Raw genomic sequence first — 13563 nt, forward strand, 5'->3', positions numbered from 1 at the left:
TATATACTCCTTTATAATACTCCAAAGATAATCACCTAAATCTATTCTATTTTACGTCTATTATATTCGTAAATTGTATTGTCAACTTATTATTGAAAGCATCAGTACATATGATAGAGCTATGTAATGGAACTATATCGATAACGGTCATATAATTGGTGAGTAAATAACCATCTTCATAATATGTAATTAATATCTCTTCTTCAGATAGCAATGAACATAGTAACATGTTCTCAATCAGTTCTTTCTCTTCAGAAGTTAAAATGGGGCGTGCAACTTTATTTTTCTCTTTGATCATTTCACGTATTCCGACGAATTGTTCTGGCATTGCTGCAAATGGCGTCCATTTTATCATTCCCCTGCCTTTTGGCATATTAGCGTTGTTCATGCTTTGTGGCCCCCTAACAGTGTGTTTCTGTATCTTGCTGTTGCATTATTTGTATAGGAAATTCCTCTTAATATGCTATTTTTTCCAAACTTTGTGCGTATTTCATCCATTACTTTCGTTAGCTTTATTTCTTTTTCTCGTTGTATGATGTTATCAAAAAGGGAAATTTGTTCTTCTCCTTCACCAATTAGTTTTGTTAGAGAAATAGTAATACTTCTAATTGGTTCTCCAGCATATTGTTGATGTAGAAAATATAGACAAACTTGATGAATGTCCATGGTTAAGTTGGTGGGACGGCTTAAGGTATGTGTTTTGCTAAAGCCACCGGAATAACTTTTACTATATCCAATTGAAAATTGAACGGTTTGAGCAAGTTTGTTTTGTTGTCTTAATCGATAGCAAACTTCTTCGGTATGTTCCAGTAGGATAATCGGAAATTCTTCTATTGTATAATCACGCATTAAAATTTGGCTTTTTCCTATAGAAGTTGTAACCGGAACATATTTCTCTGAAATTCGACTAAAATCAATCCCATTACTATGTAAGTGTAATTCTTCGCCAATCACGCCGAAGCTTTGTTTTAAATATTTAAGAGGATAATTAGCTAAATCTCCAATTGAATGTATTCCTTTTTGATTTAATTTTGTTTCTGTTTTATGCGAAATCCCCCAAAACTTACTAAGCGGTCGTATGCTCCATAATTTTGTAGGTACATCTGCGTATTTCCAATAAGCGATTCCGTCCTTATTTTTCTTTGCTTCAATATCTAAGGCCACCTTACTCATCAATAAGTTAGGGGCAATCCCGATTGTGCATTCAATTCGTGTATGTTCATATATTTCACGTTTAAACTGTAATGCAAATTCAATTGGATCTCGGGCAAATAGATGGATGCTATCGGTAATATCCATAAAAAATTCATCGATGCTGTATTGATGAAAGTCTTCAATAGGAACATATTGTAGAGCTAACTTCGTTATGTAATTGGAGCACTTAATATAGGTTCCCATAATTGGATTCACAATAAGAATATCTTTTTGCCGAGGAATCTCGTATAGCCTTGCCAACTTCTTTACTCCCATTGCTTTTAAAGGTGGAGTTGCGGCTAAAACAATGGACCCATTCCTATTCACATCACCGACTACAGCTAATTTTGTATGAAGTGGGTCTAATCCCATTTTGATGCAACTAACAGAAGCATAAAAGCTACGAAGATCAACACATAAAATGATTCTATTCGGTAAAATTGAATAGTCATACACTATAACTCCTCCTAATAATAATGAGAACATTTGTTCTTATTATTATTCTTATTATACACGAACTTACGTTCTTTTATGAAGTAGTTTTTGAAAAAATATTTAATTATATATAGTAGAAATAAGTAGAACGAAAGAGAGAAGTAATGGCCAAATATTATTTAAATTTCTAGGATATAAGCTGTATCATTTATCAAGTTACTTCAACGGGATTAAACAAAATAGATTAACATGAAAAATATTCGAATTTTTAGTTAGATGCTTAATAGTCGTTCATTATGAACGGCTATTTGGCTTTTATTTAATATAAAGTGAAATTAATATAAAAATATGTTTGAGGACTGAGTGATGTTTAGGTGCTATAGATTTGAGAAAAAAGAAACAGAATAATAAGGTATTTGTTGATAAAGACTCCTTTACATTACAATATTTTACATATTTGGTATGATGTATATGAGTGCTATATATTAAGGGAGGAATGGGAATGAAGAGGTTCATAACTCATGCAAATGGTAATAAGATCTTTAAAAAGTTAGTTTTAATGGTGTTACCAATGGTTCTAATGATAATGATGATAACCCCATCGAATGATGCATTGGCAGCCAACCAATCAAATGCAAGTTCACTAAAAGGTGTGAATCTATTTAATGGAAGCTGGACCGTTGCTATACAAGCTGCAAATTTACAATATGTGTCTGCTGAGCCATCAGGAAATGTAGTAGCAAATCGTAGTGCAGTTAATGAATGGGAGAAATTCGAATTAATTCCGACTGGGGAATTATATACGTTTGCTTTAAAAGCGAAAAGTAATGGAAAGTACGTTTCGTTTGAGCCAAATGGTAGAGTAGTAGCAGATCGTACATCAATTGGGGCATGGGAAAAATTTATCTTATATAATGGTGGAGACAATAGGATATATGTATTACAAGCGCTAAGTAATGGTAGATTTATATCAGCGAATGGTGGTAGAGAATTAACTGCTAATAGTTATGCAGCTGGAAGCTGGGAAAGATTTGTTATTGTGTACTTCTAAATTTGGAAGTGTTATGTATCTAGATGATAATGACATGTGTAGTTCATATGCATGCCAAATAAAATAAAGAGTTAAGTACTTAATATAAGTGTATATTTAGGTACAAAAAGGACTGCAAGTAATTGTCAGTCCTTTTTGTATGTTAATTAAGTATCTGCTGTGGATGTAATAAGAAGAAAAAGAACCCTATAGGGTTCTTTTTCAAGGCATATTAACCGTAAGGAGAATCATGAAATGCTACTTCAAATCTTTATTAGGGGAAAGATTTTGAAAAAGCTTAACATACATCTATTTTTACATAAATGTAAGATATAGTAAATTGATATTCTTTATACTTACTATTACTAATATTCAATTAAGATGGTTAACACTATGTGTATAGTGTTAACTGATATTTAGTGTAGTATACATTTAGAAATCTAGTATTAGATTACAAGTGTTAAAAAGTTAATAGGTTTATCATTTCAAATTCTAACTAACATTTAAACGATTATAATTGAAATGGGGTGTGTATTAACTCTTATAAGCTAATGAAAGTAATTGAACTACCCCCACTTTCACTTCGTTTAGAAGTGAGGGATTCCTAAGTAAAGGGTTCTATCGAACTCTAATTGATTAGGCTAACCCCGCAGTCCCTGCGGTTAGAAGTCTTATTGCTTCATTCTTTATATTGATACTTGCGTTAATATCCCTATCATGGTGTGTACGACAAGAAGGACAGTCCCATTTACGTAGGTTTAGATTTTTAACGTCTTTGTTTTGATATCCACAACAAGAACATAATTGGCTGGAAGCAAATGTTTTCGATACGACAATGACTTATTTGCCATACCATTTTGCTTTATATTCCAACATGGTTCGAAACTGTGACCAAGATACTTCACTAATTGCTTTTGCTAACTTACGATTTTTTAACATATTTGATACTTGCAAATCCTCTATACCGATAACATCGTGGTTTTTGATGATTTCAGTTGAGATTTTGTCTAAGTAATCTTTTCTAGCATTTGATATGTATTCATGAATTCTAGCTATTTTTACTCGTTGTTTATTCCAACGAGATGATCCTTTCATTCTTCTAGAAAGAACACGCTGTGCTTTCGCCAACTTATCTTCTAATAATCGGAAAAACTTCGGATTTTCATAGGGTTTTCCATCTGACAAAATAGCGAAATCTTTTAGTCCTACATCTATCCCAATGTAAGAATGAGTTTTCGGAAGTTCTTGTACTTTTGTTTCAACTAATAGTGACACAAAATATCTATCAGAAGGGTTTCGTCTAACTGTAGCATTTACAATACGTCCCGTTATTTCACGACTTTTGGCAAATCGAACAAGACCTAGTTTTGGCAATTTTATTTTGTTTCCTACAATGGCAATGTTTTCATTTGTTTGTTTTGTGATATAAGATTGTACGTTATTCTTCTTGGATTTGAAACGCGGGGCACTATTTTGTTTTTTGAAAAAGCGTGTATACGCATCCGCAAGGTTGCGAACAGACGACTGAATCGCAATACTATCCACTTCTTTGAGCCAAACAAACTCTTTCTTCATGGCAGGAAGTTTGGCAGAGCATGTACCATATGTTAAACCTTTTCCAGTTTCTTTATATGCGTGATCCCATAGGGATAGGAAATGATTGAATACAAAGCGAGAACAACCTATCGTTTTATTAATTAGAATTGCTTGTGCATGATTTGGATAGATACGAAACTTAAAGGCTTTATTAATTATCATTTGATTCACCTCCATTTCGGTATATGAATATTATACACCAAACGTACATTCGATGGATAGTGAAGTAACACTTTATGTATGTCGAACAATTAAGATGGCTTCCTGCCATCTCTTGTTCGAAGCCAATTCATCTCCCACCTACTCACTTCGCGTTCCTTGAGGAAGGAGTCTTCTTGGCTAAAATGATAAAATAAATAAAGACCCTGTAAAAAAATACAGGGTCGGATACAGGGTTAAGGGAACGCATAGTTTCTTAAAAACATAATAGCATATATATTTTGTGTAGCTATATGAAGATTTTGACAAAATTAAGAACAAGACAGAAAATCTTTGAGAAATCAAATATAGTGGTGGAAATATGATTAGGAAGTGAACTATTTACATGTTAATATAGATGAAATCTTTTGAGCACCGTGACCAAAAGGTCTTTGAATTAGAGGTTTAGGTTAGTGAGATAATTAATCTTCCTGAAAAAGAAAAATATTTTTTTAGATTAAAAGAAGAAAAGACACCTTTTGGGTGTCTTTTCTTTTGGTATACAGCTCACATATTGTTGAATTAGATATGAAACCATAATTCGACTATGAAATAAACAACATAAGAAATTTTAACATAATCTAGACTGAACAGAATATGTAATAGTGCATTTTTAGTCTTCAATTACTATATTGGATATAGAAAATCAGTATAAATAAAAAGGGCATGCAGTCGTATCTGCCGCCCTTTTTAGGAGGAATTTAAGACACCAATAGGACACGTATTGGTAAAAAGGCTTAAAAATAGTATATGTAAAAAGAAAAAGTCCTATACCAAAAGTGGATTGAGCTTTATCTTTTTTACTTATTCAAAAATCAAATCCCGCTCTTTTTAAAATTGGTACAGCAAACATATAGTTTGGAATGGAATCAGAAAAAGTATACATGAAAATGGCAGACAACAATTTTGTCGCCTGCCGGTGCCAAGGGACTGAATGAGTTAGTCAATTCCTATAAATTCCTACCCCATTACCAGAAGAGTGAAGCCGCTAGTTCAAACGGCTTAAATCTAGTTTGCCTGATAAAGAAAAAATTATGAGTGAAAATTTTGTTTGCTCTATATGAAAAGATAAATAGATATTCATCAGACAAGGATAATACAGCATACCTTGAATAGGGGGGGAGGAACGAATTAAGGAAGGGACTGAATCAGGAGTGGGAATTTCGGACAGGATTTGGGGAGCCGTGATTGCCTTGGGCATTGCGACTAATATCGTTGCTTGTATAATGGCAGTATACATTCAAAAATACGAGCTAATGATAAACTACCTTACAAATATTTTATTTTTAATAATTATAGCGATAACGTATATTAAGATGAAAATTAACAAGTGGGTGGCGTTAGGATTTACGTTAGTTGTAATGGAAAAAGGTATTAAGGCAGGTTATGATTTCTACACACATGATTACTATGGTGTCAGTTGGAGTTTAGCTATCATTGTCTATTGCATATACGAGATGAAAAATTATTATGTTGAAACAAATAAATAGCCGCAAAAAATAAGGGTTAGTAGGCGGAATTCTTGTTAAAGTATACAATTTTTTTACCAATGATATTACGGTCCTGTTTTTTACTTCAATAGCATAAAAAAAGACGCCATAAGGCGCCCCAAAATTGGGTATATGAGTTTAATAAAAGTAAGATGGGAGTAAATCAAAATAATATAAAAAAGACACTACAGGAGTGTCTTTTTTGAGAAAATACTCTATAATTAACTTTGGGGAAGGTAATGTTAGAGTATATATTTAGCATTATCTTTATATTTGATAAACCATGAAATCAAAAGATTTTGTGGTTTATTTTTTGAACAATAGATATTCCATTATTGGCAGTGAGCTATTGATCATTATAAGCATTTAAAGAGGTAGGATTAAAAATCTAACATCGAATAACGGTTCCAGAATATAGCGTTACGAAATGATTTCCCATATCCAAAACGGTACTTGCCTGTATATAGCCCTTAAAACCTTCTGAAGAATAATAAATTTCTTTTGGTATACTTTCTTTAGATTGGAAATGTGTTTTAGAGTATTTTACATAATGGTTTTTAATAACTTTTGATTCTGGAACAATAGTGTTTTTTTGTTCCAATGTTTGCCTAGCACTAGAAGGTGGTATGAATTTTTGAGTGTCTTGGTAATTATGATCTAAGGTGTCAGCCTGTACACTGTGTGACGACACAAAGACGCTTAAACTACTTCCCACAATTAATGTTGCAAATGCTAACTTTGAGACTTTCGTTAATCTAATCATTTTATAATCTCCTTTTCATTATTTTGTAAGGTACCTCCTTACACCTCACAGTCTATATCCACTACATAAGGGTGTACATACATATTGATAGACAAAATTCTACAAAATACCTCGTGTTTTTTGGTTTGTGTATAATAATTCAATATTTGATAATTTATCAGAAGTAAAAATGTAGACCTTATATAAATGAAAATGAATAATTTATGCAGAGCTTGTATATAAAATTATTGTTCAAATATTCTAAAATGAGTTGATAAAGATGGTGTGGTATTATTAGATAATAATTGATTCGATAGGTTGGATTTGAAAAGTGAATTCTCTTTTTGAGCTTATATTACTTAAAATAACTAGAGAATAAGTACAAGCACATAATTAAAATAAAAAAAGTGAGAAAAATGATAAACATTCTTCTCACTTTCATCAATTAGGGTGGCATATACAAAAATATGCGTTTAAGAGGATTTTTGGATGAAAAATCCACATACATAGTATAACAAAATATTTAAGGCACTTCGCATGTAATATTGCATATAAAGAGTTGATAGATATAATAGTTAGTCTATTTCTATTATTTAACGAATTTTCCGAAAGAGTTCTCCTGCCCTAAGAGAGTGTAGGGTGATAGGTGAGAGAAGAATTTTGATTTGGCGTAGCCAAAAAGAACAATACATATTTTGATATGTAAAGACCTTTCAAATGAAGGGTCCTTACATACACTTATATTAAGTTTGTTGTGGTGCACCACCATGATCGCCAACACTATATGTAGGAGCAGGGTAATGTCCATGAGTAGCAAACTGATCCGCTTTAAAAAATGGAGAAATTCCCACCGTTAGAATCCCAATAAAAGCAATACCCGATAATAATAGGCTGATTTTTTTCATTATTTTAACACTCCTTTTTCGATTGATTTTCGTCTTGCTTGGTAACAAATTTGGAAATAATCACTTACCTTTTGATGGTTCTCTAATTGTCTACATTTTGTGGCAAATAATTCAGCGTATTCGACAACATATTCCCATAATTCTTCTTCCTCAAAGTATAAGATTCCTTCTTGGATGATTTTTTCTAATTCTTCCAATGGAATATTTTCGTTTAATCTTTTTAAAATAGAGAAGTGGTGTGTGTATTCTTCGTTTTGAATTCCTCTGCAAATCTGTAATCCCTTATCAATGAGTTTGCTAGCTGCTGATTGTTGTCCTAATTTATAATGCTCCTTAGCTTGTAGGAAGATAGCCTTGAAGTGTGTAGGGATTTTCTCTGTTACTTCTGAAAGATGACGAATAGCTAACGTAGACATACTTTGATCAGAATACAGCCATCCTAAAGTACTTTTTACGAATAACAAGGAATCTTCTTCCTCATTCTTTTGTAGTAATTCAATTGCATAATGCAGATATTCTTCTGCTTGTTCGTACTGCTTTAAATAGATACAGCAACCTCCTAGCAAACTATTACAAAAGGCTGTTTTTACTTCATAACCTTCATACTTCGAAAAGATTTCTCTCGATTTATTTGCGTATTCGATAGAAGCTAGCATGTTATAGGTATGGTGATAAAAAGTAGCAATTCTATAGTAGAATTCAGCGTGTTCAATTTCATCTGGAATTTTTACTAATATCTTTTCTGCCAGTTTATAATGTTCCTCTGCTTCAGAAAAACTTGATATAAAAGTGGAATGAATGGATTTAAAAAAGTGATAATAGAAGCGCAGAAAATGGTCTGTAGGCATATCATAATCACTAATAGCGTCAAAACTATCATGTTGAATACCGAGGCTATCTGTTAAGACCGTGTAACGAAATTCAAGTAGTGAGTAATACAGTAACAAATTTTGATCCTGATGTTTTTGATTCGACTCAATGCTTAACTTATTAATTTTTTCATCAATTTTCTTTTTCAGATTAGTAGCTTTTATAACTTGTTGAGATAGCATAGATCGATACCAGTCGTTCAATAGAGAGGTTAATTCTTCATTTCTCTTTAATGAAACACTCATTATATACTCCCCCATCCTATAGAAATATCCTAATCCAATTTAATTGTAACTATCATAGCAAAATAGAAGGGAAAATGAAGTGATTTTACATTTTTTTCAATAATATTCAGAAAACAATCAATTGTTGTCGAATGTGCTTATAATTTAAGTTATTTGTTTGGTAAATGTGATCAATTTAATATGATTAACATTCAGAATAATAAATCTTTTGTTTATACACAGTATTCGATTAATTATTTTTTACTTTATTGTTAGAATAGATACCAAATGATAGGGGTTTATTAACGTAATTTACAATTAAACCTTTTCAAGGATTTTATTTACAAATAAGGGGGAAAAAAGATTTCAAACTAATATATTTTTCTTTGATTAGATTAGTTGACAAAATAATAAAACATATATTTTTTATTTTGTATATAAAGAATATATGTTTTATATTGTGAAGTATAGAAGGGAGATGCTTATAAATGAAAATACCTTGTTTTATCATGCGTGGAGGAACGTCAAAAGGCTTCTTTTTTAGATAAAGATTTGCCTTCCAATCAATCTATTAGAGATGAGATTATTTTAAAAGCATTAGGGGCAGGGAATGCAAGAGGTGTTGATGGAATGGGTACATTAGATCCTTTATCAAATAAAATTGCGATTATTCGGGCGTCTACTACACCAGGGATAGATATCGATTATACTTAGGAATCCCTCACTTCTAAACGAAGTGAAAGTGGGGGTAGTTCAAAATAATGAGAAAGAATCAAAGTTATGATGTATTGAAAGAAAAGAGAAAAGAGAGTATTAATTTTCCGAACCAGGGTTAAATGTCAAAGGTTCGAAATAATCTTCTAAACCTTGAAATAACAGGTGAAAATAATAAGCACTCACGTAGAAGTGCTTATTCAAATTCGATTTCTGTTTTACCATCTGATGTGAAGTATCTTATGGTTGTTTTGTCGTATTCTTGCAAGCCACTTTGCGCAACGGCGTCTTTTAACTTTGTTCTCGTTCTGTAGCCGAAATTTTTTCGTAAGCCTTCGTCAGCATTTGACAATGCTGTTTTGTCAACGAAAACATATAAGACATACAAGTTATTTTCTTTATTTAATTCAACCGCTGTTACAGTACCACCGAAATATTCTATAATCTCTTTGGTTCTATGTTCAATACTTTTCGTCATTCTTGTCTGCTCATCTTTTGGTTGTTCTGTTTTCACCGTTGTTTGTTGTGTTTTTGGCTGCTCCTTTTGAACCATTTCTTTTTCGCCGCAAGCTGCTAACATTACAACTGATAAACCAACTACTAATACTGATTTCTTCATCATCTAAATCCTCCTAATGCTAATATATAAACATTATCATATAATGAAATTTCTTGCTGAATATGGAGTGACATGTAATGCTTGTCGTGGGTATGAATTATGTGATGTCACCTATTGTAACAGTTAAAATGTTAGTGCTTATCTTTCTTAATAACATTATATATATGGCTTCGTGAAAAGCATTTTAATGGATTGTTTTAGCTTAATATAAAAAGAGGACGCATTATTATTTACGTCCTCTTTTTATATATTAGATAAATTTAAGCAAAAACTTTTATTTTAATTATGTAGATTCACGAATAATTAAGTTAGTAGGATATTCAATAATTTTACGTTTAATAGATTCATCTGTATTTATATATAGTAGTATCTCGTTAACGGTTCGTTTACTCAGTTTAACAATTGGAATATCAATAGTACTAATTGTTGGGGATGTAACTGTACAAATTAATTGATTGTCATAACCACAAACAGCTAAGTCAGTTGGAATAGAATACCCTTTAATAGTAGCTCCTTTAATGACTCCAGCAGCAACTTGATCATTTCCTGTAAATAGTGCAGTAGGTTTATCTTTTAATTTATCTAGCTTCTCAAAAATTCTAAACCCATCATTAATAGTAATTGCATCTCCAAATAGCCATTTTTTATTGAATGGTAATTGTTTCTCTTTTAAGGCATGCAGATAACCTTGTTGGCGTTTTAATTGTGCTTGACTATTAAGAGAATCAAAACAAAAGCCAATTTTTTTATGACCTTTGCTTATTAAATGTTTAACAGCTTTGTATCCAGCTTCAAATTCATCGTAACAAATTATCGGAATAGGTGCATTTTCCTCATACTCATTACAAAGTATTATGGGCCCATATGCTAAATAATGTTCTATATTTTCCCAACTATTTTCTAGGGATGCGAGAATTACACCATCTACAGCCTTATTCTTTAGTAAGGAAAGTAATTCAAGTTCAATTTTTTTCTCATAAAAAGTCTGATAAATTAGCAATTTGTAATTATGCTTTAATAATTCTTTAGAAATTTCTCTAGCTAATTTTCCGAAAAAGGGATGATCTATATTGGGAATTGATAGTGCAATGGTTTGTGTCTTATTTATCCTAAGATTCCTTGCAATAGAACTAGGAGTATAGTTGAATTCTTGCATTACTTTTATTATTTTCTCACGTTTTTCTGAATTTACATAAGGATGATTATTTAGAACTCTTGAAACCGTAGCATTTGATACATTACATAATTTAGCTATTTCATTAATTGTTACCATAGAGAAACCCTCCGTAAAAAATATGTTGACATGTAATCGATAACATAAAATATAGTCTACTCATGATTTTCAAAATAATTTCTTAGAGGTGATTTAACGTGAAAACTCTTACTACAATTTCTGGACATAGTAAAGACAATTTAGCTTTATTAAAGTGCCTACAGGGGGAAACAAAAGAAAAAGAATTTGAAATTAGTAATATATTACCGAATCACAAGATGAAAGAGAAATTATTTAGGGAAAACAAATTGAAAATAGATATTGATATAGAAAAAGATATTTTCAATTATAGCAGAAAAAATATACAGAAAATAGAATTTATGCCAGTTAATCGGTTGATTTCTCAAGATGAGGTTGAAAAAATTATAGGGGTTTTAAAAGATGTTTTACCGACAGGTCAATTCACAAGTGGACCATTTTCAAAAAAACTAGAAGAAGTAATCGGAAGTTATTTAAATAAAAAGTTTGTAATTGCAACAAGTAGTGGTACAGATGCTCTTATGGTGTCATTGTTATCTATTGGTATCCAGCCGGGGGATGAAGTAATTATGCCAGCTAATAGTTTTGCTGCTACAGAAAATGCTGTGTTAGCAGTCGGAGCAAAACCTATATTTGTAGATATAGATCAGAAGAGTTATTGTATTGATCCGTCTAAAATCGAAGAAGCTATAACCCAAAAAACTAAATGCATTTTGCCTGTACATTTGTATGGTAAACAATGTGAAATGAAAAAAATTCGTGAAATCGCGGATATATATCAATTAAGAGTTATTGAAGATGCATGTCAAGCTATTGGTTCTTCAAATCTTGGAGAATATGGAGATATTATTGTTCTTAGTTTTAATCCATATAAAAATTTTGGTGTATGTGGTAAGGCAGGTGCAATAGTTACCGATAATGAAACTCTTGCAATACGTTGCAATCAATATAGTTATCATGGATTTGAAATTGATAAAAAAAATAAAAAGGTATTAGACTTTGGATTCAATTCTAAAATTGATAATTTGCAAGCAGCTATTGGTTTGGAAAGAATTAAGTACTTATCATACAACAATTTAAAAAGAGCGTATTTAGCTCAACGATATATACGTGATTTAAAGGAATTAGAGGATAGAGAATTAATTAAGTTACCTAAGATGACAGAAGATAATGTCTGGCACCTTTTTCCGATTAGAGTTGAAAATGGAAGAAGAGACGAGTTGAAAAATAAATTGTACCAATTGTACAACATTGAAACAGATATTTATTATCCGGTATTATCTCATAAACAAAATACTAAGTGGGTAAAGGAAAATGATTTACAAAAAAATATATTAAATACAGAGCAAGTTCATAAAGAAATATTACATTTACCTTTACACCCAAACATGATGTTAGAAGAGCAAAATTTCGTTTTGGAGGGATTATTCAATGTCAATAAATAATGAAGTTTTAAAGTCTTTAAATTTTGGAAGACTACCACAGGTTAAAAAGCCTAAATATGTAGTTTTCTGTGATTTTGATGAAACTTATTATCCTCATAATATGGATGATTCTAAAAGAAGTAATATGAAATTGTTAGAAAAGTATTTGTATGAACACGGAAGTAAAGGGGATATAGTAATTGGTTGGGTAACGGGAAGTAGTTTAGAATCAATTGCTGAAAAAATGAAAAAAGGTGGTATTCAGTATTTCCCTCATTTTGTGGCGAGTGGATTAGGTACAGAAATAACGTACTTTGATAGTAATGGGACTACTATAGATGATCAAATTTGGGAAGAGAGAATTATAGAGGGTGGTTTTGATTCTTCAAAGATTGAAAGAATTCTTAAATTGCTAGAAATAAAATATGAAATTTTTTTAAGACCTCAGACACAATTAGGAAGTTCTAAGTACAAATTTAATTTTTATTATGAAGAGCAAAATGAATTTATTGATGCAAAGAATTTAGAAAAGATAGAAGAAATCGGAGAAATATTCCAAGTTGGAGTTAATATTAACAAATGTAATCCATTAGCTGGTGATCCAGAAAATTGCTATGATGTAGATTTTATTCCACTTGGAACAGGTAAAGATGAGATAGTGAAATTTATTTTAGACAAGTACGAACTAGATAAAACAAATGCAATAGCTTTTGGAGATAGTGGGAATGATTTAAGAATGCTACAAGCTGTAAGGCATGGTTATTTAGTAGAAAATGCAACAGAAGAGGCTAAAAAAATACACTCAATGTTAGCTCAAGGTGAATACTCGATTGGAATTTTAAATACTCTAAAGCACATTATTAATTAAAA

The 13563-nt window shown here is 31.3% G+C and carries 12 protein-coding genes and 1 pseudogene; 5 read left to right on the top strand and 8 right to left on the bottom strand.

What is annotated here, in order from left to right:
- Positions 1–46: 46 nt before the first annotated feature.
- Entirely contained in the window at positions 47–388 is a 342-nt protein-coding gene (locus QCI44_RS29490) for a YolD-like family protein (RefSeq protein WP_016135909.1), read from the bottom strand.
- The gene (locus QCI44_RS29495) at positions 385–1650 is read right to left on the bottom strand and encodes a Y-family DNA polymerase (protein WP_016135910.1); all 1266 of its coding nucleotides are present in this window, start codon (positions 1648–1650) and stop codon (positions 385–387) included. The genes QCI44_RS29490 and QCI44_RS29495 overlap by 4 nt, the downstream gene beginning before the upstream one ends.
- Before the next feature lie 481 nt (positions 1651–2131).
- Between QCI44_RS29495 and QCI44_RS29500 the strand changes: the two genes are divergently transcribed.
- Positions 2132–2680, top strand: a complete 549-nt coding sequence (locus QCI44_RS29500) for a fascin domain-containing protein (protein WP_016135911.1) — start codon at positions 2132–2134, stop codon at positions 2678–2680.
- 615 nt (positions 2681–3295) lie between these two features.
- Here the strand turns inward: QCI44_RS29500 and tnpB are convergent.
- Positions 3296–4417, bottom strand: a pseudogene (gene tnpB / locus QCI44_RS29505) (IS200/IS605 family element RNA-guided endonuclease TnpB).
- Between the two features lie 1190 nt (positions 4418–5607).
- Here tnpB and QCI44_RS29510 point away from each other — a divergent pair.
- Entirely contained in the window at positions 5608–5943 is a 336-nt protein-coding gene (locus tag QCI44_RS29510) for a hypothetical protein (RefSeq protein WP_033660013.1), read from the top strand.
- Positions 5944–6331: 388 nt separating this feature from the next.
- Here the strand turns inward: QCI44_RS29510 and QCI44_RS29515 are convergent, their stop codons facing one another.
- The 3 genes from QCI44_RS29515 to QCI44_RS29525 all read right to left on the bottom strand — a co-directional run bounded on the left by QCI44_RS29515 (position 6332) and on the right by QCI44_RS29525 (position 8705).
- On the bottom strand, positions 6332–6706 hold the full coding sequence (locus tag QCI44_RS29515; RefSeq protein WP_016090047.1) for a hypothetical protein: 375 nt from the start codon (positions 6704–6706) through the stop codon (positions 6332–6334).
- Between the two features lie 722 nt (positions 6707–7428).
- Positions 7429–7590 (bottom strand): transcriptional regulator, encoded by a 162-nt coding sequence (locus QCI44_RS29520; protein WP_016090048.1) that lies wholly within the window; start codon positions 7588–7590, stop codon positions 7429–7431.
- The gene (locus QCI44_RS29525; protein WP_088083746.1) at positions 7590–8705 is read right to left on the bottom strand and encodes a response regulator aspartate phosphatase; all 1116 of its coding nucleotides are present in this window, start codon (positions 8703–8705) and stop codon (positions 7590–7592) included. Before QCI44_RS29525 ends, QCI44_RS29520 begins: the two co-directional genes overlap by 1 nt.
- A 492-nt stretch (positions 8706–9197) precedes the next feature.
- Between QCI44_RS29525 and QCI44_RS29530 the strand changes: the two genes are divergently transcribed.
- A complete protein-coding gene (locus QCI44_RS29530) occupies positions 9198–9398 on the top strand; it encodes a PrpF domain-containing protein (protein ID WP_016090050.1) in 201 nt (66 codons plus the stop codon).
- 196 nt (positions 9399–9594) lie between these two features.
- Here QCI44_RS29530 and QCI44_RS29535 read toward each other — a convergent pair whose 3' ends face one another.
- Positions 9595–10020, bottom strand: a complete 426-nt coding sequence (locus QCI44_RS29535) for a hypothetical protein (RefSeq protein WP_353811625.1) — start codon at positions 10018–10020, stop codon at positions 9595–9597.
- A 280-nt stretch (positions 10021–10300) separates the two neighbouring features.
- Positions 10301–11290, bottom strand: coding sequence for a LacI family DNA-binding transcriptional regulator (locus tag QCI44_RS29540; RefSeq protein WP_016090053.1), 990 nt, complete (start codon positions 11288–11290; stop codon positions 10301–10303).
- A gap of 98 nt (positions 11291–11388) precedes the next feature.
- Here QCI44_RS29540 and QCI44_RS29545 point away from each other — a divergent pair, with 98 nt between their 5' ends.
- Both QCI44_RS29545 and QCI44_RS29550 read left to right on the top strand, forming a co-directional pair.
- Positions 11389–12714 (top strand): DegT/DnrJ/EryC1/StrS aminotransferase family protein, encoded by a 1326-nt coding sequence (locus QCI44_RS29545; protein WP_016135571.1) that lies wholly within the window; start codon positions 11389–11391, stop codon positions 12712–12714.
- The gene (locus QCI44_RS29550; protein WP_016135572.1) at positions 12701–13561 is read left to right on the top strand and encodes an HAD-IIB family hydrolase; all 861 of its coding nucleotides are present in this window, start codon (positions 12701–12703) and stop codon (positions 13559–13561) included. Before QCI44_RS29545 ends, QCI44_RS29550 begins: the two co-directional genes overlap by 14 nt.
- Positions 13562–13563 lie beyond the last annotated feature (2 nt).

Origin of the sequence: Bacillus cereus group sp. RP37, assembly GCF_040459695.1 — a bacterium.
GTDB lineage: Bacteria > Bacillota > Bacilli > Bacillales > Bacillaceae_G > Bacillus_A.

What these genes read in the sequence shown, in the direction of transcription:
- QCI44_RS29490 (WP_016135909.1), bottom strand. Translation starts at nt 388, where the DNA reads ATGAACAACGCTAATATGCCAAAAGGCAGGGGAATGATAAAATGGACG.
- QCI44_RS29500 (WP_016135911.1), top strand. Translation starts at nt 2,132, where the DNA reads ATGAAGAGGTTCATAACTCATGCAAATGGTAATAAGATCTTTAAAAAG.
- QCI44_RS29515 (WP_016090047.1), bottom strand. Translation starts at nt 6,706, where the DNA reads ATGATTAGATTAACGAAAGTCTCAAAGTTAGCATTTGCAACATTAATT.
- QCI44_RS29520 (WP_016090048.1), bottom strand. Translation starts at nt 7,590, where the DNA reads ATGAAAAAAATCAGCCTATTATTATCGGGTATTGCTTTTATTGGGATT.
- QCI44_RS29525 (WP_088083746.1), bottom strand. Translation starts at nt 8,705, where the DNA reads ATGAGTGTTTCATTAAAGAGAAATGAAGAATTAACCTCTCTATTGAAC.
- QCI44_RS29535 (WP_353811625.1), bottom strand. Translation starts at nt 10,020, where the DNA reads ATGATGAAGAAATCAGTATTAGTAGTTGGTTTATCAGTTGTAATGTTA.
- QCI44_RS29540 (WP_016090053.1), bottom strand. Translation starts at nt 11,290, where the DNA reads ATGGTAACAATTAATGAAATAGCTAAATTATGTAATGTATCAAATGCT.
- QCI44_RS29550 (WP_016135572.1), top strand. Translation starts at nt 12,701, where the DNA reads ATGTCAATAAATAATGAAGTTTTAAAGTCTTTAAATTTTGGAAGACTA.